The sequence below is a fragment of the Flavobacterium cellulosilyticum genome, from assembly GCF_004349355.1.
GTDB classification, from domain to species: Bacteria; Bacteroidota; Bacteroidia; order Flavobacteriales; family Flavobacteriaceae; genus Flavobacterium; species Flavobacterium cellulosilyticum.
This window is the reverse complement of sequence record NZ_SMFK01000014.1, coordinates 62,543-88,267: the sequence shown is the minus strand read 5'-3', so window position 1 is coordinate 88,267 and position 25,725 is coordinate 62,543. Positions and strand designations below refer to the sequence as shown.

General features: G+C 33.6%; 14 protein-coding genes. All 14 read right to left on the bottom strand.

Annotated features, from left to right (window positions below):
• Window positions 1–57: 57 nt before the first annotated feature.
• Window positions 58–1,329, bottom strand: a complete 1,272-nt coding sequence (locus E0F76_RS15930; protein WP_132008382.1) for a hypothetical protein — start codon at window positions 1,327–1,329, stop codon at window positions 58–60.
• 205 nt (window positions 1,330–1,534) lie between these two features.
• Complete coding sequence (locus tag E0F76_RS15925) at window positions 1,535–2,602, bottom strand: LamG domain-containing protein (protein WP_132008379.1); 1,068 nt, start codon at window positions 2,600–2,602, stop codon at window positions 1,535–1,537.
• Window positions 2,603–2,653: 51 nt separating this feature from the next.
• Complete coding sequence (locus tag E0F76_RS15920; RefSeq protein WP_132008376.1) at window positions 2,654–4,132, bottom strand: RagB/SusD family nutrient uptake outer membrane protein; 1,479 nt, start codon at window positions 4,130–4,132, stop codon at window positions 2,654–2,656.
• Between the two features lie 4 nt (window positions 4,133–4,136).
• On the bottom strand, window positions 4,137–7,313 hold the full coding sequence (locus tag E0F76_RS15915; RefSeq protein WP_165932726.1) for a SusC/RagA family TonB-linked outer membrane protein: 3,177 nt from the start codon (window positions 7,311–7,313) through the stop codon (window positions 4,137–4,139).
• A 174-nt stretch (window positions 7,314–7,487) separates the two neighbouring features.
• On the bottom strand, window positions 7,488–11,705 hold the full coding sequence (locus E0F76_RS15910) for a hybrid sensor histidine kinase/response regulator transcription factor (RefSeq protein ID WP_246022088.1): 4,218 nt from the start codon (window positions 11,703–11,705) through the stop codon (window positions 7,488–7,490).
• Between the two features lie 176 nt (window positions 11,706–11,881).
• Window positions 11,882–13,963, bottom strand: a complete 2,082-nt coding sequence (locus E0F76_RS15905; RefSeq protein WP_132008370.1) for a TonB-dependent receptor family protein — start codon at window positions 13,961–13,963, stop codon at window positions 11,882–11,884.
• A 67-nt stretch (window positions 13,964–14,030) separates the two neighbouring features.
• On the bottom strand, window positions 14,031–14,798 hold the full coding sequence (locus E0F76_RS15900; RefSeq protein WP_132008367.1) for a ThuA domain-containing protein: 768 nt from the start codon (window positions 14,796–14,798) through the stop codon (window positions 14,031–14,033).
• Between the two features lie 242 nt (window positions 14,799–15,040).
• Window positions 15,041–16,153, bottom strand: coding sequence for a Gfo/Idh/MocA family protein (locus tag E0F76_RS15895; protein ID WP_246022087.1), 1,113 nt, complete (start codon window positions 16,151–16,153; stop codon window positions 15,041–15,043).
• 66 nt (window positions 16,154–16,219) lie between these two features.
• Complete coding sequence (locus E0F76_RS15890) at window positions 16,220–17,401, bottom strand: MFS transporter (RefSeq protein WP_132008361.1); 1,182 nt, start codon at window positions 17,399–17,401, stop codon at window positions 16,220–16,222.
• A 129-nt stretch (window positions 17,402–17,530) separates the two neighbouring features.
• The gene (locus E0F76_RS15885) at window positions 17,531–18,535 is read right to left on the bottom strand and encodes a sugar phosphate isomerase/epimerase family protein (protein ID WP_220398937.1); all 1,005 of its coding nucleotides are present in this window, start codon (window positions 18,533–18,535) and stop codon (window positions 17,531–17,533) included.
• A 28-nt stretch (window positions 18,536–18,563) separates the two neighbouring features.
• Window positions 18,564–19,454 (bottom strand): 3-keto-disaccharide hydrolase, encoded by an 891-nt coding sequence (locus tag E0F76_RS15880; protein ID WP_132008359.1) that lies wholly within the window; start codon window positions 19,452–19,454, stop codon window positions 18,564–18,566.
• A gap of 272 nt (window positions 19,455–19,726) precedes the next feature.
• Window positions 19,727–20,527: a 3-keto-disaccharide hydrolase gene (locus E0F76_RS15875; RefSeq protein WP_132008356.1), complete on the bottom strand. Its 801-nt coding sequence runs from the start codon at window positions 20,525–20,527 to the stop codon at window positions 19,727–19,729.
• A gap of 621 nt (window positions 20,528–21,148) precedes the next feature.
• Window positions 21,149–23,005 (bottom strand): glycoside hydrolase family 2 protein, encoded by a 1,857-nt coding sequence (locus E0F76_RS15870; protein WP_132008353.1) that lies wholly within the window; start codon window positions 23,003–23,005, stop codon window positions 21,149–21,151.
• 121 nt (window positions 23,006–23,126) lie between these two features.
• Window positions 23,127–25,559, bottom strand: a complete 2,433-nt coding sequence (locus E0F76_RS15865) for a sugar-binding domain-containing protein (RefSeq protein WP_132008350.1) — start codon at window positions 25,557–25,559, stop codon at window positions 23,127–23,129.
• Between the last annotated feature and the right edge of the window lie 166 nt (window positions 25,560–25,725).

Sequence of the window (25,725 nt, the reverse complement as noted above, 5' to 3'; positions counted from 1 at the left end):
AAGCTAAAAAAAATCATATAATCTTTAAAATAAAAGAGCCTTGATCTGTTTTTTATCTTATTGTTTTAATTTTTCCATTTCTAATAAAATCAATAAGGATTCAATTGTCGACTCAGCACCAGAATTTTTATTTATTTGGGTTGCACTAACTATTCCATCAAAACAAATACCCGAATCATGGTTATAAATGGCTGTTCCAGCTTCATTACTACCAGACAACCAGGCCGCAAAATTTTTAGCGATTGTTAGATGATTATTGTTTTTAGAATAGCTGTAAGCTTCTGCAGATGCGGACACTATTGGCCGGATACCATAAGCAATTTGGGGAAATTTAGTACGACTGATTTCAGAGAAATTACTTCCTACAGCCTCAATAAAAAAACTTTCTGCAAAACCATTTTGAAGCAATTTTGGATAAAAATTGTCCACTTCTTTTAATGCACTATTAATGTATTCTTTTTTGTTTAATACTTTACCTGCTTTTAATAAAGCATTAGCTTGATCATTTCCATAAGCATGCCACTGATTTTTGTAACTTAGAAAAGCGTTATAGGGATAGTGATCAGCATCCCCTTTTTGCAAAATTATTATACCTTTTGCGAGTGCATCAATCATTAAAAGATCATCACTATCTGAGGTTCTTTCGTAATTTTTCAGCAATCCTAATATTAATATAGCTGCTTGATCAGCTGCATATTTTTGAGGTAGCCAAGTTGGTGTTTCTATATTGTTTATAGTTTCTTTATTCAAAGAATTGATTGGAAGATCTCTTTTTATATTTATTTTTAATTTTGATATGGATTGCTCCATTCTTAGTTTAATATCAGCATCGTTTTTCAGCAATGGATAAGCAGTTTCTAATCCCCATAATGCTCTCAAAGACCACCAGTTTAATTGCGCCACAGAATTTTGGTGCCAAGTGTTTATTGTTTTATCCCAAAATATAAAATTATTAAAATAACCATTATCGTTTTGCATAGACAAAACAAATTCAGTTAATTTTTTGATCTTGTCTAGTGAACTAGCTTCATTTCCATAAACTTGCACATATTCTGTTAACATAATTACAGCTCTTGCCACATCATCAACACATGAAATTCCTTCGTCTGGATCTTCTAATGGTAGATATCCGGGAAATTCACTATAAATACAAACCATAGCGGCTTTTTTTCCTTTGAAATCCATTTCTTTATAAAGATTGTTAAAATGCTGTAAATTAACCTTCCTTTCTACAGGAGGTGCAACAACTGTAGATTCTTCACTCTTACTACAAGAAATAAATAGTAGAAGACTATAAAAAAGGATTGTTTTGTTTATTAGGTATGCCATTGTAATTATATTTAAATTCTATAATTAATTATTGAGTATATAATAACTTCAGAGAGATCAAGAGTAATTCAAATTCTATAATTGATAGTGATAAAAAAAAAGATTTAGTGATAAAAAAATAGAGAAGTGAATATGATAAAACACTTCTCTATTCAATTTTTACATCCAATTTAACTTAACTAAAACAAGAAACTTGTTTAGTTAATTACGGTTTTTTCTCGGTGTCATAAATAGCTTTAACCTGAGCTTCAGTAAGTACAGATTTGTATATTCTGATTTCATCTAAAGAACCATGGAAAAACCCACCCCAAGCAGCAGGAATAATTTTGTCAACATCATAATTAACATCTGTTGCAGCATATTTACTAGAATCTACACCAAAAGTCAAATCATGGCCAACAACAGTGATTAAAGATCCAGGTGTATTATCCCAATCTTTAACTTTTGTACCATTAATATAAAAAACAGTATGTCCATCTCCAAAAGTTACAGATATATGGTACCAGGTATTTAAAACAAGAATACCTTCTGCATCATCCCTGTCATAAATTCCATTTGCAATTGTTGCTCCAGTAAAAAATGGTTTATTATCCCCTTGAAGTTGAAATTTGTAACCATTCCAAGCATGCAGTCCCATAAAACGATTATTATCATTTTTTGCTGTTGCGTAAATCCATAAAGAAATAGACATTTTAGTAGGATTTAATTTAGCATTATAAGGAACCGTAATCTTTGCTCCGTTATCAAACGCAATCGCTTTTTTAGCATTTCCATATCTGTCAGTTGCCCATGTTGGCAAAGCTGTTCCAGTTCCTAAAACAGATGATCCAAAAGTCCCTGTTGCATTAGTTGTAGAATAATCTTTAACTGTAGTTCCAGTTCCTTCATCAAATGTCCATTGTCCCACTAAATTGGTAGGGTCAATTGGAGTGACTTTTTTAGTCTCAAATAAAGCAATAGCTTGATTTAATTGAACAGTCATGTTGTCAATTTGTAATTGTGTAGCAGTTGAACTAGCAACTAAAACTTTCGACGCGTCTAAGACTGTTTGTAGGGCAGCTTTGGTTCCCAAAATATATTGTCCTTCAGCACTTCCTTCAAGAGAGGTGTCAAGCTTAGTTTGTGTAGAAGTGTTTAGTGTTGTTAAATTGGTTTTGTTAACAACAGGAACATTGTCCGAACTTGAACTTGAGCAACTTGAGATAAGGAATAATCCTCCCAATAGTAAAGCAAGAAAGCTTGCTTTCATGTTAATCTTTTTTGTAATTTTCATAATAATAAATTTAAATGTTAGTAGTGGTAAATTCTAATGAAATTGTTAAAATTATAATTTTGTATTAGTATCTCTCTCACTTTGAGGCAATGGGAAATATCTATTTTTTTCATATGAAAAAGCTGTTCCACTTAGTGCATTTTCCGCATACACTTTCCCGTATCTCATGATATCATAGAATCTATGAAATTCTAATCCTAATTCAACTCTTCTCTCATGACGAATTGCATTTCTCAAAGTTGACTGATCTACGCTTGTCACATCAGGAAGTAAAAGAGCAGGTACACTTCCAAAACCAGGAAGACTAGGGTCAAATAAATAACTTTTACGTGCTCTTTCTCTAACTTTATTTAAAGGAATCAACGCTTCCGATCCTCTTCCCAATTCATTTAGCGCTTCCGCTTTTATCAATAAAATTTCGGAAAATCTCATAAAAACATAATTTTTCTCACCGTCACCAATTGGAGTAGTTCCAATAACATCGTTAGCTTGTTTTTTATCCAAATAACCGGATGCTGGAGACCAATCTGGATCGAAATCTTTTCCATCAACCCATTTATTCCCTAATCTTCCAACAGAATAATCTAATCTTGGATCACTTACTAAACTTGCGGTTTTTTCAAATTCATTGACAAAATTTGCAGTTGGAGCATTAAAAAAGTAGCCATTTAAATAGGCCGGCGAAAAATACTGATTAACATAGGTTCCTTGAAAAATAATCTGATTAGAAAGATGTTGAATCTCAAAAATAGACTCCGAATTATTTTTGTGTATTAAATCAAAATTATGTGCGTATAGCGGTGTTAATACATACCCCATACTTTCCACTTGATTTGCAGCATTTAATGCTTCTGTGTATTTATTTTGAAAAAGAAATACTTTTGAAAGTAATCCTAAAGCAGCACCTTTAGTTGCTCTGCCCTTTTCAGCAGGACCATATGTTGGCGGTAGCGTATTTGATGCCTCATTTAAGTCTTTTACAATTTGAGCAACTACTACCTCAACTGCAGAAAGTGGTACACTTAAATCATTTACATTGAGTACTGGAGTTATTCTTAATGGAACGCTGCCAAAAATATTTGTTAAATGATAATAATAATAAGCTCTTAAAAATTTTGCCTCTCCTACTATTCGATCTCTTAAAACTGGGTCCATGTTTATTAAAGGCACATAATATATTATGTTATTTGCTCTAGCAATTCCCTCATAATAATGTTTCCAAAAGGCTTCAATTGCGCCATTGTCAGGATTGACTAAAAATGAATCAACATAGCCTATATCGCTTGCATCCCCGGCATTTCCGCCTTTTACGGTATCATCTGACGCCACATCTCCAAATACCCACAAATTGTTATTGGTACTATTAAATGATGCAATCTGATACGTTGCATTTATCGCGCTAATAGCCTGATCTTTAGTTTTAAAGAAAGTATCAGATGTATACTGCCCCTTGAGCTCCGTATTTAGATCGCTACAATTTACCAACAGCGTTAATAAACTTATTGTTAGAAATATATTTTTTATTTTCATAATCTTAAAATGTTAATTGTAAACCACAAAGGATTACAGTTGAATTAGGATAAGTCCCAAAATCTATTCCGGCAGCTAAATCTCCTTCTGATTTAGAATTGTCATTAGTCGAAAACTCCGGATCTAATCCGGAATATTTAGTTAATGTAAATAAGTTTGAAGCTGAGATATAAATTCTTAATTTATTTATGTTAAGAGGCTGAATAATTGCTTTATTGAAATCATATCCTAGCTGTACATTTTTCAAACGAACATAGGAACCATTTTCTAAAAATCGCGTTGAAGGCTTTGTATTGTTAGATTTAGCTGACCAAGATGCTCTAGGCTGTGTATTACTCGTGCCTTCACCTGTCCATCTTTCATCATAATACCTTTGAGTAACATTAAATGGTCTATAAAAACCTTCAATATCTGTGTTTATTTGATTGTAAATTTTATTTCCGTATGCTCCTGCAAAGAAAATCTCTAATGATACATTTTTATATTTAAACTCTGTATTCAGTCCAAAAGTTGCATCAGGAATTGAACTTCCAACATGTGATCTGTCTAATTCATTAATGATTCCATCTCTATTAATATCCTTGTATTTCACGTCACCGGGATGAATATTATTCCCTTGAAATGCACTTGTTAATATATCAGTAGTATTTTGAAAAATACCTTCCTGTGTATACAGGTAAAAGGAGCCAATTGGATATCCAACTTCCGTTTTGGTTGCATATACATTATTGTCAATTCGTCCTCCTAAAATGGGAGCTTCTAATTGTGTAACTTCATTATTCAAAAAAGAAGCATTCGCTTTAATAGAGAAGCTAATATCATCGTTAATATATTTTCGATAAGTCACATCAAACTCATAGCCTGAGTTCAATACATTTCCAGTATTGAAAAATGGAGCACTTGCATATCCATTTGAAGATGGCATCGAGATTCGCAACAGCATGTCTTCGGTACTTTTATGAAAATAATCGAATGAAAACTCAAGTTGACCATTAAAGAAACTTATGTCTGTACCAATATCTGCTTGCTTACTTGTTGCCCATGTTAACGATTCATTTCCTAAAGAAACTACTGCATTTCCTGGTTGACTAATGCCTCCAAAAGGATAATTATAATTTCTCCCTACTAAAGAAGAGTATGCGAAATTTGGTATTTGTTGGTCTCCCACTGCTCCAAATCCTGCTCTAAGCATCCATTTCTGAATTAAAGTGTTGTCTTTCAGGAAATCCTTGTCGATTCTCCAACCTAATGAAGCAGAGTAAAAATTTCCCCATTGATGGCCTTCTGAAAATCGGGACGATCCATCTCGACGCAACACACCAGAAACAAAATATCGGGAATCATAATTGTAATTCGCTTTCCCAAAATAAGACTTTAATACTGACTTGCTAGATGATTCATTTGAATTATCAAGTCCTTTGCCATTACCTAAAGTTAATAATAATGGATTTTGATCCACAAAATCTCTATCCGACGCTTCAAAATATTCTTCATTATTAACAATATTCTCATTTCCTATTAATACTGTAAAATTATGAATATCGTTGAAGGTGTGTTTATAATTCAATACATTACTAACAGTATAATTGGAAACTAAATTTGAACTAATTGTAAGTGAGTTTGGATTATTAATTCTATTTTGATCCCCCCAATTTTTATTAAATCTTCTTTGTTTGAAACTTGATTTATCTAATCCTAAAGTAGACACTACAAAGAAATCATCTGACAAATTAAACTTGAAATTTACATCTCCAAAAAGTCCGTTGTTTCTTCTAACATTATCTGTGTTTTTTAAAACACCTACTGGATTATAACCATCTCCGAAAAAATCTGGTCTTTCTGGTTTATCTACAAAGTTGCCTTCCGAGTCATATATTGGAATAGCTGGAGTTCTAAAAAACGCATATCTAATGGCACTCCCTCCATTTCCTCCAAGTCCATCACCAGAACTACCTACAATATTGTTTTCATCACTGTATACATTTAAGTTTAAACCCACATTAAGCCAACTTTTTACTTCTGTATTCATGCTCATTTTGGCATTAGCCTTATTATAAGAACTTCCTAATAAAATTCCTTCTTGGTCGAAATAGCCACCAGAAAAATTATAAGTAGTCTTTTCTGTACCCCAGCTAATACCCAAGTGATATTGTTGCAAAAGTGCTTGTCTAAAAATAGACTCCAAATGATTTATGTTTGGTAAGGAAGTCGCATATTCTGGAGTAATTTTCTTTCTTATCAAAAAGGATTGATCAGGAGAAAGAAAAGCATTATCATTATCGGCAGCCTCATTATAAATTGTTACATACTGATCTTTATTTGTCATTTCGGTCAGCTTTCCTTGAGATTGGACACCTAAACTAGAGTTGAAAGTAATTTTAACATCTTGTCCTTTTGTACCTTTCTTAGTCGTAATAAGTACAACTCCATTTCCTGCCCTAGAACCGTAAATTGCTGTGGAAGCTGCATCCTTCAACACGGAAATACTTTCAATATCCGAAGAGGATATATTATCCATTCCATTATTAGTAGGAATTCCATCAACAATATATAAAGGGGCATTGTTACCACTCAAAGATCCAACACCTCTAATTCTAATTTGTGCTCCTTCACCCGGTGCTCCAGTATTTGAAGTCACCCTTACTCCCGATACTAAACCCTGCAAAGATTGAGAAGCAAAAGGCGAAACAGATTTACTCAAATCATCAATATTTACTGTTGATATCGCGCCGGTAAGATCTTTTTTCTTTTGTGTACTATATCCTACAATAACAACTTCGTCTAACTTAGTTTGACTAATCTTAAGTACAACATTTAAATTGGTTTTTCCATCAAGTGCTATTTTTTGACTTAAATATCCTGAATAGCTAAATTCAAGTATCGCATTTGAATCTACATTTACAAATTCATAATTTCCGTCCAAATCAGACTGAATTCCTTTGTTTGTTCCTAAAACATGGATATTCACTCCAATTAAAGGTAAACCCGATTCATCAGTGATGTTGCCCTTTACATTTACTTGTTGACTTATTCTTTCTGATAAAGAAAGTTCAATGTCATTTATTAAATTAAGGGTCGTGGTTTTTTCGTAAACATTAGCTGATAAGCAATGTTGAAAAGTGAATAGGAAATAAGAAAATAATTTTCCGTAATTCCAAAACTTACTTGAAAATTCAATCATTTTACTTAATTTTTTTTGGTTGTTTTTTATGTCCATATTCATTAAATAATCTGTAATTACAAATGGAAGGTCTAGCTCTGTAAAGTTATATGAAACATAAAATTTAGGTGTACACTATTTCATCAAAAGTGTACACTGAAATTTAAATTAATGAATTACAGAAGTTTAAAACATTCAACTCTTTGAAAGATATTTGAGTTGATAATTTTTTGGAGTAATTTTATACATTTTATTAAATTCCCTGTAGAAATAGGAACGGTTATTAAATCCCGCTTGGTAACATACCTCAGATACAGTCGATACATTTTTACGCAAAAGTACGGCAGCATGTTTTAATCGTATAGTTCTAATTAAATCAACAGGAGTAAGTCCAAATATTTCTTTGATTTTTCGATATAATTGCGAATTACTTATCCCCAATTCTTTTTCAATTAATAAACTTTGAAGATTTTCGCTGTCAATGTTATTTCGTATTATTTCAATTACCTTTTTTATAAAATCCTTTTCTGCATTTTCTATGGGCAAAGTAGACAGATTTTCGATGAGAGTGTCTTGAGTAAAATGTTTGAATATAAGTTCTTTTTCTTCAATAAGTTTTTGAATTCTTACTAATAAGTGATCTGGGTGAAACGGCTTCGGAATATACGAATTTGCGCCACTTTCTATACCTTCAATTCGATGTAAAATTGAATCTTTTGCAGTAAGCATTATAAATGGAATATGGCAAGTTTTGATGTTTCTTTTAATTTTTGCGCACAACTCCACTCCATCCATCAAAGGCATCATTACATCACTTACGATAATATCGGGGATTCCCTTTTCAAGAGTTTGCATTGCTTCTACTCCATTATAGGCTGTAATAATTTTATATTTCTCCCCAAGTAATTCATTAAGAAACACATGAATTTCCTTTTCATCTTCAACAATTAATATTGTTTTACGGTTATCTTCAAGTGTATCAATGGATGTGATTTTAGTTGGTGTTTCATCTAAATTAGTTGGAATTTCTTCCAGAATGTTTTTTAAATGTTGTGAAATCAAGATGGGACTTTCCTTTATATCTAATTCTTTTTCATTAAATGCTTCTTTACTACAAGACAATAGAATAGTAAAGGTGGTCGTTTTATTCGGGATACTGGAAACCAGAATCTCACCTCGCAACACGGTTACTATTTTTTTTATATAGGCCAATCCAATTCCCGTTCTAAACAAATCCTTATCCGTTGATCTATTCGATTCTGATAAGAAGAAACGATCAAATAAGGAATCCATTTTTTCCTTTGGAATTCCTTTTCCCGTGTTTGTAATCGTAATGTTTAATTTTTTGGGGTTTTCGTCCTGAATGCAAAATTTAAGATTAATTTTCCCGTTTTCAGGAGTGTATTTAAAAGCATTTGACATCAGGTTAAACACTATTTTTTCGATTTTATCTTTGTCAAACCAACCTGTTAATTCAGAAGGTATGTCAAGATGATAGTCAATATTTTTATCCAATGCCCATTCATCGAATAATTCCGCAATTTGTTCTACCAAGTTGACTAAATCAAATTCCCTTACAGTTACTTCTAAATAATCATATTCCGCTTTTCTAAATTCGAGTAATTGTTGTGTTAAAAATAACAACCTTGATGAGTTGCGCTGAATCATATGAATGTATTTCTGATTTCTTTTATCGAGATTTGTTGCTTCAGTTAATTTTTGAATCGGACCAACAATCAAGGTTAAAGGAGTTTGAAACTCATGGGCAATATCAGTAAAAAAAGTAAGTCTGTTTTCATGAAGTTCCTCTTCTCGTTTTCTAAAAAAAATGTTCTGACTCAATGATTGACGTTTATTATAATAACTCCAAACAAATAGTATAAAAAGCACCAATAAAACTGCATAAATAATAATCGCAACAGTAGATTGCCAAAATACAGGTTTAATCCTGATATCTATGGCATGAACCGGTTTACTCCATACTCCATCGCTATTGGACCATTTTATCCATAACGAATAGTTTCCTTGCGGTACATTTGTAAAGGAAATTATTCTTCTATTATTGATGAAATTCCAATTCTTATCAAAATTCATCAGGAGATAGGCGTATTTACATTTTTCGCTATTAGTGAATGTCAAAGCAGCTAATTCAATATCAAAAAAGTTTTGATTGTATTTCAATACTATAGAAGGATGCGTATTTGAATTTGGAGATATTACTAATCCTTGATAATAAGGAATTGCTTGATTTTGACCACTTATTTTATTGATAAGAATATCAGGAACAATAGAAGACTCTTTTATTTTTTGAGGTAAAAAATAATTAAATCCTTTAATCCCTCCCATAAATATATAATCCGATTTTATACTTTGGTAAAAAGCACCATCGGCAAATTCATTGTTCTGAAGTCCTTCATTTTGGGTATAATTTATAAATTTTGATTCGTTAAGAATAAAATTAGAAAGCCCGAAGTTCGTGCTAATCCAGAGATTGGCTTTTTTATCTGAAATTATTCCGTGAATTGTATTATTTGGGAGACCCTCTTTTACAGTATAGTTTTTAAAAATTGCATTTCCATCTGTAGTAATGCTTTGTAATAAATTCAAACCAAAACTGGTTCCGATCCAAAGTCTGTTTTTGACATCCGTTTGAAGACACAAGATATCATTATTGGATAAACTGTGTGAATCATTACTTCGGTTTTTATAGGTACGAAAAACCTCTGTTTTTTTATCAAAAAGATTCAATCCGCCCAATCGGGTTCCTATCCAAAGTTGATTTTTATTTTTTGGAACTATAGCAAAAATAATATTACTACTTAATGATTTGTCACCATTCGTATTGGCCAAATATTTCTTGAACTCGGTAACTTTGAGTTTTTCACCTGATTTCTCAATTTTAAAACGAATCATTCCATAACCATTAGTTCCTAACCAAATATACCCTTCATCATCTTGATATATAGCGTAAGTAGACTTAAAATATTCGCATTTTTCAATCCCTATTATATCCGACCAATTGATCATTTTTGATTTTTTTAAATCAAAAACATTAATTCCATTTCCATCGCTTCCTATAAAAATAAGATCCTCTTTCCCTTTGCATAATGAAAATACGGCATTATTTATAGCACTATTTCCTTCGTTGTAATTAGTATATTTTAAAGGTTTTTCAATATCCTTATAAAAATTAGAAGAAAAACGAAACAAACCTTTTCCTTTTGTTCCAACCCAAATAGAATTCTCATCTATTTCCAAAAAAGCTCTTACAATTCCACCATCCAGTTCTGGAATTTGAGCCTTTGAAATTAAATTAAAAGATTTTTTTAGAGGAAACATTTTAAAAACTCCATCTCCATCAGTTCCAGTCCAAATAATATGTTCATTTCCTTGAATTAAAGTAGTTATCTTTTGATTTTTAAGATAATTTATCCAAGGTTTAATAATAGTATTTCCGTTATTATCTATAATTGAATATCCAGCTTTGCTTGAAAGAACCAATCCATCAGGAATATTTCCAATGATATTCCCAATAATTTTATTGGGGAGAACGAGACTTATTTGATCTTTTAATGAATAAAAAAAAGTATTTCCTTTCTTAGAAACAATACAAACTTTAGCATTCGACATTACCTCGAATGTTTTGATTTCATTAGAAATCAAATTCACTTTTGAGATGTTTTTTTTACCATTTTTCTGGGTTTCAAATGTCAATGCATAAAGTTCATTGTTTTCAAATAATACCAATAATTCACCCGTTAAAGTGAATTCCATTTTTTTAACTGCCCTTTTTGGAAATTTTTTGATTTTCATTTTTTGAAAATCATTACCGTCAAAATAACCAACACCCCATTCCTTCACAGCACAATAAACATTTTTAGATGCATCTAATGCCAAGTTAAATTCTGATTCTGATAAGGGTGGTTTATTTTCTCTAGTAAAATAAAAACGCTTGAAAGTGTCTGTTTTTTTATCATATTTATTAATTCCATGAATAGTCAATAGCCAGATATTCCCAGTATTATCTTCATCTATTTTCAGAATTACCTGATTGCTTAAGCTATTTTCATTATCTAACTCCGGCCTGAAAATTTTAAAACTATTCCCATCATATCGGTTTAGTCCATCCCAAGTTCCTATCCAAAGTAAATTTTCAGAATCTTGGAAAAGGGAATTAACAGAACTATTAGAAAGTCCTTTAGTATTGTCTAATTGTTCTGAGGAATAGTCTACTTCTAAAGGCTTTAAAGAGTTGAAAATTGATTTATCATCATTATAGCCTTTAGGTAGTACTTCGTGAAATTTAGTTGTTTTACTAAATAATGGTCTCGATTCATCTTTATTGTTACAGGAGACAAATATTATAAAGCTAACAACTAAAATCTTAATTTTTAATTTAAAAGATGTTTTCAATATCTTGATTTTATTTGTTCTTTGTATAAACTATAAAATTTTGCTGTAAAATATTTATTTTAAAAAGATAAGGTAAAAAAGAATTGTCAATAATTAGTCTGATATTTTTACAGTATTCACATTGTAAATATTCCGATAATACAAATATAACGAAATTGTAAATAAAGACTATATTATTATAAAAAATGATAGGATACAGCAAACCCTACATAATAGTTTCTTGGGTTTCCAGGGTAATAATACCTTGGAGCAGCTGATCCAAAACCTACAGCATTTGGCAAAATACTTGCTGCATAATGTTCGTTTAAAGCATTATTAATTCCAGAGGAAAGTTCGGCTTTTATAACTTTAAGGATATTAAATGCGTATGCAATTTTAAAATCCAGTAAGCGATACGCATCACTGTATTTTGTGTTTTGATCATTCATTGGAATTCTACTCCAGTTTCTATAAGAGGTATTGAGGCGAAACCCCATTTTTGTATTCAAATCAATCCCTAAATTCCATTGAGAATTAGGAACTCCCGTAATTGAATTACCAGAATAATCAGAACCTGAATCTATAAAATTAATAAACTTAAAATTATTAAATGCTCCTGAAAAATAAGAGTCTATTTGCCAATTTGATTTTTCAATAAGAGTATAATTTATCATTATCTCCACACCTTTATGGGAACTTTCTCCTGCATTAATTCCTACATACTGATCATCTGCGGTACGTCTGGCAACTAATTGGTTTGTAATTTGGGTGCTAAAAAAGGTAAGTTCAGTACGTAATTTGGTGTCTAGCCAATTTCCTTTGAAACCCAATTCGTAATTCCAGCCCATTTCTGGTTTTAGACTGGTATTGATAGTTCCATCTGGATTTAGAGATTCTGCGATTGTAGGTATGGCGAAACCTTTACTTACAGATGCATATATATTTTTTCCTTGTGATAATTTATAAGATAAACCCAATCGAGGTGATAAAATTTTTCCAAAAGTATAGTGTGATCTTTGGCTTGAATTGCTCTGTTGAAAAAGGTCTTCTAATGAATATTTGGTGGTATTTATTGCAATCCCAGTTTCTAGATAAAGGTTGGTTATTAGTTGCAATTCTGCTTGTAAATAATAATTAGAATAATTCCTGTTTTCACCAATGCTACTGAATTCAGCGCCAGTAATGCTGCCTTGTCCTGGATGTGAAAGATATAAATTTCCGAAAAGGGAATACGAATATTTATCAAACATATGCTCTGACCCAAGACTTATCTCAAATGGTTGTAAAAATAAAAGATCTTTATAATTTAGAGAAGTTCGAAACCCAAAAGAAGAGGTTTTGTCATTTAAAATATTAAAAGGCCTTGCTTCATTTCCTTTTTTAAAATTCGAAAAAGCACTTGCATCAAACGTCCATTTTTTAGATAATTTGTGATTGTAACCAATTCCTAAAATCAATTTATCATAAGATTCATATCCTTTTGCCGCTTCCCAGGTGGGAGCCGCTTTTTCGGGATTGTTTATAAAATTTTTTTCACTTATCGAACTTGGAATAAAGGCCTTTAGACGAGTAAAAACTCCTAAAAAAGACAAGCTCCCGTTTGAACTTATTTCTTGCTTTCCATTTAAGTTAAATGATTTTCTGTCATACCCACTATTCGATCTAAAACCATCTGTTTGTAGGTTGGTGTAGTTGGTAAATAAATTTGATTTTGAATTGCTTAATCCTGCAGCAATACTTTGTTTTAACAAACCAAAACTTCCGTAAGTAGTAGTTGTTTTTCCAAACGAATCATCAAAAGGAGTTGTTCTTGCCGTGAGATGAATTACACCTCCCAAACCCGATCCGAAGCTGGTAGAATTTGGCCCCTTAATAATTTCTATCCTTCCAATGGTTGCAATATCTATATCTTCAATAACCGTTTCGCCTTCTCCACTGGTTAATGGAATATTTTCAAAATAAGCCTTTATTTTACTGGTTCCATACTGTGTTCTTGCGCCAATTCCCCGAATGGTAATTCGATTGGTGTTTAGTGCTCCTTGCTGCATATAAAGACCCGGTATTTTATTTAAAACAGAAGTGAGTATCACGCCATCTGTTTTCTCCAAATCCTTGATTCCAATAACCGAAACGGAAGCGCTAGTGTTTTGAATAGATACTTTAATGGGTGAACCTTGAAGAATAATCGTAGAAAGAGCGGTAGTGTCTTTTTGTACTTGCCCAAAAACAGGAATGATACAAATAAAAAGCAAAAGGATGCAAATAGATTTAGATTTCATGAAATGGTTCTTAGATTTAAGTTATACATGTATGCTGTAAATTTAGCTTTTCATTTGCCAAATCAACCTATTTTTCTTTTCCAGCAGCCCAAAGTAAAGCACCAGTTAAATGTTTCCGGAACTTTTCATTATCGTACAACTCAGCTGTATGACCAAGAGCTGTAAGAAAACTTCGTCCGCAACCAATATTTTGACACCAAACCAACGGATGGTCTCCCATCACTATATTCACGGCTTTGAACCAGAGGTTTTCGTCTATATTATACGATTTTTCATCGATAGAAACCAACACTTTCATATTACTATTTTTTCTAGGATTTCTGTCAAAACTATAAAATTCGTCAGTCCATTTTATAGTGTCGGCACCAAAACACTCTGTTGCCGGATGATTTCTGTCTTCTATAATTAACGTTCCTTCGTGTACAGGCGGATGTCCAAGAAAATGAGCTCCTACCAATTTTTCGTACCAAGGCCATTTGTATTCTGTATCGGTCGCCGCATGAGCACCGACAAAACCGCCTCCGCCTTCAACATACTTTTGTAATGCAAGTTTTTCTGTATCACTCAGCAAATTATTTCCTGTAGTTAACAAAAATACAACCACATTGTATTTACTCAATTCCTTATCCGAGAACAACGTAGAATCTTCAGTAAAGGTAATTTGCCATTTATGATCATGACCAATTTCATATAATGCCTTTATAGCATTCGGTTTGGAAGCATGATAAAAGCCAACCGTTTTGGTAAATACCAATACATTCATTTCAGGTTTTTGTGCACTTAGCGTACCGAAACTCAAGAAAACAGAACATAAAATCAATAAAATCTTTTTCATAAAATATTTGTTGTTTAAAATAATAAGATAAGTTCAATTTTGATTTTTTTTTAAATCAAGCTCGCATATTAACTTAATGATGGTTACTAGTAAATTACTTTTATTTAGTCTTTAAAATTTCAAAAATTGGTTTAAAAACAATGGTTTATCAGGCAGTGCTTAACGATTATTTTTTGAGAGTTATAATTTTTATTTCTTTTCAAATCTTAAACCCTCCTATGTATTAAAAAAAAATGGAACGTCTAAATCTGAACCCAACTATTTCCTTTTTCATTAGACTCCACAACGGCATAAATAAACCTCATTCCTCTGACACCGTCATGAACGGTCGGAAATTCTCCGTATCTGAATGTTTCACCCCGTACTGATTTGGCTACACCCTTGTAAATATTTGCTAAAGCTTCATACAAGCCTTCGGGATGACCCGCTGGTAAGCTGTGACTGTCTTCGGCAGATGGATTGTTATAACTGTGCGCAGGCTTATAAATCTTTGTAGGTTCGGTATCGCTCAATAAATAAAGGTAATTCGGATTTTCCTGCGACCATTTAAGGCTCGCCTTTGAACCATAAACGGCTATTGTAAGGTTATTTTCTTCACCAGCACACACTTGACTAGCTCGAATAACCCCTTTTAGATTTTCGCCTAAACGAATTAATACCGTTCCATCCAAATCCAATCGAATACCTTCCTTTACGGGACTCAAATCTGAAAGCACTTCTTTCACCTTCAATCCTGTAGTATATTCAATCAAATTAAAAGCATGTACTCCGATATCTGCCATACAACTGCTCACTCCAGTATATTTGGGATCAAGTCTCCACACTCCCGTTATCTGGCTTTCAGTTTCATGAATGATGGAGTTAATCCAGCCTTGATAGTATTTTGCATCGACCCGCTGAATAGTGCCAAGAGCACCTTGTTCAATCAAACCTTTCATCTGGCGGATCATTGGATAACCAGTATAAGTATGTGTGAGTGCAAATGTCAACTTGTTTGATGCCACCAACTCCTCAAGTTCTTCTGCTTGCTCAACAGTAATTGTCATAGGCTTTTCACATACTACATGAAAACCCGCACTCAAAAGACTTTTTGCAAAAGGATAATGAAAAGCATTCGGAGTAACTATTGACACTATCTCGATTCGGTTTTCAACAGGCAATACTAATTCACCTGTAATTAATGCATCAATACTTTCGTAGCAACGACTAAGACTCAGTCCTTCGTTCAATGCAAATTGTTTGCTTTTTTCATAATCAACAGCAAAAACCCCGCCCACTAATTCAAAATCATTACAAATACGGGAAGCACGTCGATGGGCATCACCTATGAAAGCACCAGTGCCACCACCTATCATTCCGAGTTTTAATTTTCTCATCTAAATTTTAGTTTTTAATGATTTTACATTAATGAACCTCTGATTCTATTTAACTTTCAGTTTGCCTACACGACCGATAAATAACGAAATAACCAATAGCATGCCTGCCATAATTCCAGCTATCGGTAAACTTTGTTGGACAGTTGATCCTACACTTAAATCACCTATAAACTTTGGTATCAATGTTCCTCCCAATAATCCGGCCGAGAAAATAATACCGAAAATACTGCCATACAAACTTGGATCAAACTTGGAAAAAGTGACCCCCACGATAGTAGGAAAAATAGGAGCAAATGCTATTCCTGCAAGCAAAACAGCAATGATTCCAAGTACGGGGCCTTTAGCTACAATCATTAAAAATATTGAAACTAAAGCCAATACTGAAGAAAAAATGATCACTCTCGATCCTATGGCTGTAAGGTTTTTGATGGTCGAAGTCAGAAAGCGACCTATCATCATTGATCCTCCAAATAAACTCAAAACTAATCCTGCCTGGATGGTAGCGTTTATATTCTCACTACCTCCGAAAAGTTCTTCCATCAACTTTTTAATCCAGGTACCCATAGATATTTCCAACGACATATAACAGAATAAGGCAAAGGCTGCTAACAAAACTGCCGGTTTAAAAAGTACCTTGAATGCTTTTGAGTATGTAAAACCGCTCGGAACTTGTGGAAAGCTCGTCGAGAGTGCAAATACCAAAAAGACAAGTGATAAAACGCCAATAATGATTAAAGCCGTGGTATAGTTTAACCCCTCTGTTTGAAGTATAAAAACTATGAGAAGAGGCGTAAGAACATACCCTAAACCGAAGAAGCCATTACCAAAGTTACTGGCACGGGCAGGATCTTTTCCATCGAAAAGGACTACCGGGATAAGCGTATTTCCTACCGTATTTAACGACATACCACCAAATCCTAAAAGGATACACGCCATAAAAGCTACCGAAAATGTGGTAGCAAAAGCCAATAGAAACATGCTCAAAGCTGTTACACTAAATCCAAAAACCGCCAACGATTTATAACCGTATTTATCTACCAACGGACCAATAAGAAACTGAACAATACAACTCGTCAAAAATAAACCCATGACCAGTGAACCGAATTGTCCAGCATCAATTTTCAATGCTGCCATTAATTCGACCGATACAGAACCCAAAATTATAAAACAAATAGCCAAGGTAAAAACCGCCATAAGTGCAACAATTGCCGTCATTTTTTTCATCATTATATAATATTTATTTTTTATAGGAATATGGTATCTCCATTCTTCCTTTCTGTTTGTAATTTGGAATCATGGCGATTTCATACGTGTGAATTTTATTACTTAACGTTACTGTTTGAATACTTTTTGAAATTATTTTTCAAAAGCGGCATCAAAGGCGATATTGGAAGATGGAAAATCAATCCGGCGCACAAACTCACAAGCCTCTTTTGCTCCATGTTCACGATCCATGCCGCCGTCTTCCCATTCCACCGATAAAGGTCCTTTGTAACCAATTCTGTTTAATGCCCTGATAATTTCTTCAAAATTTATATCACCATGTCCCAGACTTCTGAAATCCCAGTTACGTCCAAGGGTTCCGAATTCGGTATGTCCGCCAAATACTCCAGCCTCTGTGGGTACTTTCGACCAAGCTACATCTTTCATGTGTACATGGAAAATCTTTTTGGCAAAAGCATAGAGAAATCCAATATAATCTACTCCCTGATAACCTAAATGGGAAGGATCAAAGTTGAACCCGAATGCAGAATGATGATCAATAGCTTCAAGCGTTCTGCGAGTGGAAGCGATATCAAAAGCAATTTCTGTCGGATGAACCTCGAGAGCAAAACGTATTCCCAGTTTCTGATAATGATCAAGAATCGGAATCCAACGGGTTGCAAAATCAGAATAACCTTCGTCAACCATGGCCTGAGTAACAGGTGGAAAAGAATAAATCAAATGCCAAATAGGACTTCCGGTAAAACCGTTTACGATATTCACTCCAAGTCGTTTAGCTGCTTCTGCTGTACGGATCATTTCCTGTGCAGCCCGTTGACGTACACCTTCCGGTTCGCCATCGCCCCAAACATAAGCAGGTAAAATACTTTTATGACGTTGATCAATCCGATCAGTAACAGCTTGTCCTACCAAATGATTAGAAATAGCATGCACGGTAAGACCGTAAAGATCAAGAATTTTTCTTTTATTCTCACAATAAGCGTCGTCCGCTTTGTCGACTTCGAAATGATCTCCCCAACAAGCGAGTTCCAAGCCGTCATAACCAAAAGATTTGGCTTTCTGACATACAGTTTCAAAAGGTATATCCGCCCATTGACCTGTAAAAAGGGTAACCGATCTGTTCATATGTGTTTTCATTAATAGTATAAAATAGTATAGTTCGCTATTATTGTTGTTTTTTGCTCTCAGTTTGAGCATAGTATTGAAAATATTTTGCTGGAAGTGATTCCAAATGCTTTATTTCAATATCTTTAAAAAACACCTCGGCAGCTTCACTTTGTAGCTGAATTTTTCCTTTTATAAGCGGAGTTTTTTTCCCATTCTGTTCGTACCTTGAATTTTCCAAAATCATTACCACATGACCATTTACAATGTGTAAACTTTTATTATCAAAACAAATCAATTCCAGTGTGTTCCATTCTCCTTCTTTATTCTCATAATTTGCGCTTCGCATGCAATAACCGGGTATTTTTTCACCCTGACCCAGAGAAATAAAAGCTTGTCCTTTATCCGCCACAGGATTCATCATTGATTCGGGAATAAATGCTTTTATGTCAATGGCAGAAGTAGCCTGATTCCAATAATCACCCATATGACCTTGCATAATCTGAAATTCTTGTGAAAGCATCCATGTTCTCCAATATTCAGCACCTAAAGGCTCTATAGAATGATATAATATACCTGTATCTTTCAACAAATTCGTTCTGGGAGTCCATTTCTTATCACCCCATTTAACCTTTAATTTGAGGTGATAATTAGCATATTCTTCTTTGGTAAAAATACATCCGTAGATTTCGCCACTAATTTTTAAAACGAGCTCGTTATTTTCTTTTATTACTGTGAAAACTTTGTATTCATCATGATTGAAACCAATTGGAGCAATCAGGTTTCCGTCCTTGTCTGTAGGCGCTTTACCATCGTATCCGGGTTGATGTTTAAAACTCAGATATGAATCCCAATAAGATAGGTCTTTGTCTAACAACTTTGTCCACTTATCTTGCGCTTGGATGGTAAAATTCGTCATTACTAAGAAAAAAAGAAATAGTGAGTATCGCATATTATTTATATTTAAGTAATTGATAATTATTTTTTAATTGATGCAAATCCATGGTATCACGATTTTCTTTGGCCAAATTTATCCAAACATTGATTTAGTCGTCTCTTTACTATTTTATGCTTCAAAAAAACACTTTTTTTAATAAATTATTCTAAACATAGATAACCAAAATTTAAAAATAGATATAATTGACTGAAATTAATTATTTAGGGCATGAATGGGAACTTATTTTATTGTTTTTAAAATATAGGTGGATGATGCAATCTAGATGATTACTTTAACTTTTTAATTTTTATGTTCTTAAATTCGATCCCCTGGCCTTCTGCCTGCAGCGCAATATAACCAAGTGTAAGCGGCTTTCTATCAATTTTAATGGCAGGATCGAAACCAGTAACTACTTCGCCCCCAATTTGTGGTTTGGTATATTGCAATACAGTATCACCTTCTACCACATGAATGACTAGCGAATCCTTGTAAACAATTAATTCTCCGCTTACCCATTTGTCCCATTTATAAGTTTTAGAAGAAGAATTTACACAATGTTGGGGTTCCATTACATTATTATAAAATATTTCCGTTCCTGGAGAACAAACATTAGCTGTTGGTCGGGGAGTTCCGGCTTTTTCCTCAGCGAGTATTTGGTATTCAACAGAAATTGGCCAATCCTGATCCTTCAAAATGGTCTTTGGATCTTGGGAATGAAACATTACACCACTGTTCCTATAGGTATACCAAGGAGCATCTTTGAGCCATTGATCAGTAAAACGGTATTCGAATTTTAGGTGATAAGAAGAAAATGGTTCGTGAAAGTATAAATGTCCATAGCTCTCATTGAATTTACCATAATCATCATAATTCACTTGAATTTTTCCGTCCTTTACCCTAAAGGTATTGGCATAATTATCACCAACTTCATGGTGGTTGATTTTAACAATCCACCCATCCAGATTTTTGCCATTAAAAAGGGTTTGCCAATCGCTATCACTACTTCCGTTTATTTTCGAAAAATAAGAGGTGCATGAAACTATAGCCATAACGATAACCAATGATAGAATAATTTTTAGTTTAATCATTTATTTAAGTTTTTGAGTTTTTAGTTATGGAAATAATATTCATAATTTTAAATGCGCATTTTTTTACAGATTCGAATATCTGGTTATCAGTTATTTTCGTTTTCCATATCAAATTGAATATCCTATTTTATTTTCATTTTGCTGTGTTTTCGTCTTTTACCTTGAATTGCGCTTAATAAACTAATTTATTGGTATTTAGATATTCTTCTGTATCGTTTTCTAATTCAGAAAGTCAACTTTTTTGAATCAGAGGGATATTTAAGTAATTCTTTTTAGTCCCTCTTTTTTGAAATTTAATGAATAGCTCCAAAAAAGACTTTTTCAGTAGTATGCGGTTCGTTTAAAGGAATAATAATAATAATAATAGTTGAAGGATCGAGGTTCGCTGGTTCATTCCACGACCGTAAAGTCCATACATTTTTTTTATCGGCAGTGATTTCTATGGCCTGAAGCGGTTGGTTACTAGTATCTATCGTATCGCTTCATGTATTAAACCAGTTATTGATAAGCGTTTTGCCATTAGCGAGACGAATAGCTATTTGTAAAAACGCAGGACCGAAAATTCCGACCCAAGTCCCGAAAATTATTGGGACAAACTATCCAAGCACACTAAAAAAACTTTTATTTCTTATTTTCCGCCATTTCCTTATAATACTTTTGCAAAACAAAAAAGGCTTTCTTTTTATTTCCTTTATCATCGATTAAGCCTTTTCTATTCCATCCTTCTTGGTATTTTGGGTGGTTTCGTTTAGGAGATCTAAAATCCCTAAGTATCCATGGGGAAAGCCCACAATAGTTTTCGGGCATTTTTTTCATCATTTTGATTTGTTCTTCATAAAACCATTCTTGATATTCTTCGCTCCATCTGGTTTCTTTGTCGGCATGATAGCCTCCTTTTGCACCTGCTCCTGTTTCGCTAAAGAAAAGTGGTTTGTCATACACTACTTTCCAATGTGCGGTTTGGGTGTCATTAGGATGTCCGCCATACCAGCCTAAATATTCGTTAACTGAAACAATATCGGTATATTGACCTAACGGATCGTCGATAGTATTTACTTCTTTGTTATAAGCTACTTCTAAGGCTGCCGAAACTAATCTTGTTTTGTCTAATTCCTTAGCTCTGGTTATAAGCGATTTCATAAAATTAGTTCGAGTTGGACTTACGGGAGTTTCATTACCCACAGACCAGATAATAAGTGATGCCTTATTCCGATCTCTTGTAATCATTTCTTCTAATTGTACCTTCGCTTTTTGAAGTACGGCTTCATTACCAAAATCGATTGCCCAGTAAACAGGGATTTCTGACCACACCATTATTCCAAGAGAATCGGCCGCTTTAAGCATGTATTCATTATGTGGATAATGAGCTAAACGCACCATATTTGCATTAAGTTCCTTTACCTCTTTAAACATTTTATCAGCATCCTCTTTGCTATAAGCTCTTCGTTGTTCTTGAGGTACTTCCTCATGAATACAGATTCCTCTTAAGAAAATTTTAGTTCCATTAAGCAGTATTTTATTTCCTGAAGTCTCGATTTTTCTGAAGCCAATTTTTTCTTTAATTTTTTCGCCATTAAAGTTAAAGCTTACTTCATACAATTTTGGATTGTCAGGAGACCATAAATGGATGTTTTTTGCCAATATAGAAAAACGAACCTCATCACCATTTATAGTAAAGTTCTTTTTGATTTTTAACTCTGGAATTTCAACTGTAACGGTAGTATTAGTGGCTACTGCATTTAGCTTGATACTTCCGTCAATTTGAAATTTATTATTCTTTAATGCTGTCTTTATATCTTGATCCTGATTCAGCGTAAGTCCATAATTAGTTATAAAGTTGTCTTTTGTAATCACTAAATTAACATCTCTGGTAATTCCACCATAATTCCACCAATCGGTATTTAAGGTTGGAATTTCATCTTTATACCTTTTATTATCGACTTTAACGACTAAGAAATTGCCTTCTTTTTGTAATAGCGCTTTAGGGATTTCAAAATTAAAAGCGGTAAATCCACCTTTGTGCATGCCTAATTTTTTTCCGTTCAAATACACATGAGCCTCATAATTTACAGCTCCAAAGTGAAGAAATACACGTTCGGTTGCATCCATTTGTGGCACATCAAATTCTCTTTGATACCAAACTGTGCCTTCATAATATTTAAATACTTCTTTTTGTGAATTCCAATCTCCGGGAACTTTTATTTCATAAGGTGCTTCATACCCATGTTCCACTCGGTCTATTTTATTTTCTTCGTTTGGTTTATTCCAATAGGCTTCCTTGTCGTCCTCATTCCTTTCTTTATATCTATAATTGTAGAATCCCGTTTCGTAGGGATCTATAATATAATGCCAAGTACCATTAAGCGAGATCGTTTTGCGTCCTTGAATATTGGTGATGAGATCATTTTGCGCAAATGAAAATTGAAGCGTACTTACTAGCAGCACTAAAGTCAAAAATAGGTTGGTGTTTTGTTTCATTTTTTTATCGTTTAACTCTTAATCCCAAGTAGTAAGTAGGGTTGTTTTTCAGTTTATTTTTATTCAATTAACTGGATGCCTAACTCCATTGAAGAAATCAGTAAGCAAGTTAATCATTATTTTAATTCTTAACCGATTGAATCGTAACTACAGCATCTGGCAACCAAGGAGAAGAAAAAGTAACTTTTATATCCCCCACTTCACCCGAAGATTGAATATAGGCCAACGTTCTGCCATGATAAACACGTTGCACATTATCAGAATAACTGGTCATATCAGTATTATTACTACTTTCTAAACCTAATAATTTCCCAGGACCATCAACTGTACAGGTTATTTCATTGTCAGACATCATCACTGGAACACCATTTTTATCAACAACTTGAACCGTTATATGAGCAATCCCTGAATCACTTTTTATGGTGTTTTCATCAACTGTCACATTCATTTTACTTGGACGTTCTGATGATTGGATCGCATACGTACAAATCGTTTTATTATCCTTATCAAGCCCTACGACTTCAAGTTTTCCTGCTTGATACGGAAGATCCCAATAAATAATTCCCGTGCTGTCATCTAAGCCTTTTATTTCGCCTATTTGCTTGCCATTCAGTAACAATTTGTTATTTGGTGCATTCGAATAGCAAACGACTCGTACCATTTCGTCTTGTTTGTAATTCCAAATAGCATTGGCATCCATAGATAAATTATCTTTTTTCGCTGGCAAAGGATAGGTTCCGATATAAATACTAGGTGCTGTACTCCATAATGCTTTACGGAAATAACCACGCGGTTTTAAAAATCCACCAAAATCCAAAAGCCCCGAATTGAACCCACGTGAAGGCCAAGCATTTGACTCTCCTAAATAATCAATACCCGTCCATAAAAACTGACCAAAAACATAGTCTTTGTCTCTTGTCGCTTTCCAAGACCTCATACTATGCCCTGTTTCACTTCCGTAAATAACTCGCTCAGGATATTTTTTATGATCTACGTCATATCGACTCTCTGTGTAATTGTAACCCGTAACATCTAAAGCAAATGGATAAGTTGTTTCATTTGACATTATTACCCCTGCCAATGCTGCAGTAACTGGTCTTGAAGTATCGAATTTTCGAACTATGGCCGAAAATCTTTTTGCAATATCACCCAATCGTTCAGCATTAGGGCTATCAGGCTTATAACCTCCATAAACCGGTTGGTCAAGAGTTGCACCATTCAAAACGGGATGAGAATACGGATCGTTTGGATAATCTACTTCGTTTCCTATACTCCACATAAAAATTGAAGGATGACTTCTGTCTCGTAGCATCATGGCTTCTAAATCACGGTCTCCCCATTCTTTAAAGTAAGAGGCTGCTCCTTGATATTCAGGAACACCTACATTCCAGCCGGTTATCCATTTTCTTTTTGGAAATTCCCATTCATCAAAAGCTTCATTCATAACCAACATCCCTAATTCATCACATAAATCATAAATATCGGAGGCATGTGGATTATGACTTAACCGAATGGCGTTACAACCAATGCTTTTCAGCGTTTCCAAACGTCTTTTCCAAACTTCCTTTGGCACTGCAGCACCAAGTGTCCCTGCATCATGATGAATACAAACTCCTTTTATTTTCGTTCCTTTTCCGTTTATAGCAAAGCCTTTATTGGCATCAAACTTTAATTCCCTGATACCAATCATTTGCTCACTTTTGTCAATGATTTTTCCGTCACTTTTAATAACCGTTCTCAATTGATATAAAAATGGCGTTTCGAACGACCATCTTTTTGGTTTGTTCAAAGTCAATGTTTGATCAAAAACGGAATTGGCATTCGCCTTAACTTTATTTTTTACTTTTTGAGAAGCAATCACTTTTCCAGTTGCTGGATCTACAATTTCTTGGGAAACTTCAATATTGGATGCTTTTTCAGAGGTGTTTTTAATAGTTGTTTCTACAGCAATATTGGCCTTGTTTTCAGATATATCAATCGCCTTAGAATAGACTCCCCATAAATTAATGTGAACTGGCGAAGCATACACTAAATAGGTGTCTCGGTAAATTCCGGAACCAGAATACCAACGCGAATCATGATCCTCGGAATGATCTACTCTAACTGAAAGAATATTTTTTTCGCCAAACTTTATATACGGTGTTAGATCATACTTAAACGAAACATAACCATTAGGACGTTTTCCCACCGATTTTCCATTTATAAACACTTCACTATGATTATAAACCCCTTCAAAATAGATGTACACTTTTTTATCTTTTTGGTTTTTTGATACCTCAAAAGTTTTACGATACCAACCTATTCCACCGGGCAAATATCCCTGACAACTCGCTTTGTCTGGGCTATAGGTTCCTTCCACACTCCAGTCGTGTGGCAAATTCAAAGCTCTCCATTTAGTGTCTATTGGTTCTAAACTTGCTCCTTCTTTTACATCCGAAAGAATAAATTTCCAATCATTGTTAAACAAAACAGCATCCCCAAAACGGGGTTGTGCCTCCAATTTAAAACTTAAAAGCAACAACAGTGTTACGGTATATAATAATTTAGTTTTCATTATTTTATATATTCTAAAGGGTTTATTATTGATTTTATTAAGTTGGTCAGACATTAAATCTATCCATTATTTTTATAATTATATTACTTTTAATTATTCATGTTAAAAATCTGTACCCTAATTCTTTTCGTCTGAATTGACGTAATGATCCTATTTCATTATACGT

What these genes read in the sequence shown, in the direction of transcription:
- E0F76_RS15930 (WP_132008382.1), bottom strand. Translation starts at nt 1,329, where the DNA reads ATGGCATACCTAATAAACAAAACAATCCTTTTTTATAGTCTTCTACTA.
- E0F76_RS15925 (WP_132008379.1), bottom strand. Translation starts at nt 2,602, where the DNA reads ATGAAAATTACAAAAAAGATTAACATGAAAGCAAGCTTTCTTGCTTTA.
- E0F76_RS15920 (WP_132008376.1), bottom strand. Translation starts at nt 4,132, where the DNA reads ATGAAAATAAAAAATATATTTCTAACAATAAGTTTATTAACGCTGTTG.
- E0F76_RS15915 (WP_165932726.1), bottom strand. Translation starts at nt 7,313, where the DNA reads ATGATTGAATTTTCAAGTAAGTTTTGGAATTACGGAAAATTATTTTCT.
- E0F76_RS15905 (WP_132008370.1), bottom strand. Translation starts at nt 13,963, where the DNA reads ATGAAATCTAAATCTATTTGCATCCTTTTGCTTTTTATTTGTATCATT.
- E0F76_RS15900 (WP_132008367.1), bottom strand. Translation starts at nt 14,798, where the DNA reads ATGAAAAAGATTTTATTGATTTTATGTTCTGTTTTCTTGAGTTTCGGT.
- E0F76_RS15895 (WP_246022087.1), bottom strand. Translation starts at nt 16,153, where the DNA reads ATGATAGGTGGTGGCACTGGTGCTTTCATAGGTGATGCCCATCGACGT.
- E0F76_RS15890 (WP_132008361.1), bottom strand. Translation starts at nt 17,401, where the DNA reads ATGATGAAAAAAATGACGGCAATTGTTGCACTTATGGCGGTTTTTACC.
- E0F76_RS15885 (WP_220398937.1), bottom strand. Translation starts at nt 18,535, where the DNA reads ATGAAAACACATATGAACAGATCGGTTACCCTTTTTACAGGTCAATGG.
- E0F76_RS15880 (WP_132008359.1), bottom strand. Translation starts at nt 19,454, where the DNA reads ATGCGATACTCACTATTTCTTTTTTTCTTAGTAATGACGAATTTTACC.
- E0F76_RS15875 (WP_132008356.1), bottom strand. Translation starts at nt 20,527, where the DNA reads ATGATTAAACTAAAAATTATTCTATCATTGGTTATCGTTATGGCTATA.
- E0F76_RS15870 (WP_132008353.1), bottom strand. Translation starts at nt 23,005, where the DNA reads ATGAAACAAAACACCAACCTATTTTTGACTTTAGTGCTGCTAGTAAGT.
- E0F76_RS15865 (WP_132008350.1), bottom strand. Translation starts at nt 25,559, where the DNA reads ATGAAAACTAAATTATTATATACCGTAACACTGTTGTTGCTTTTAAGT.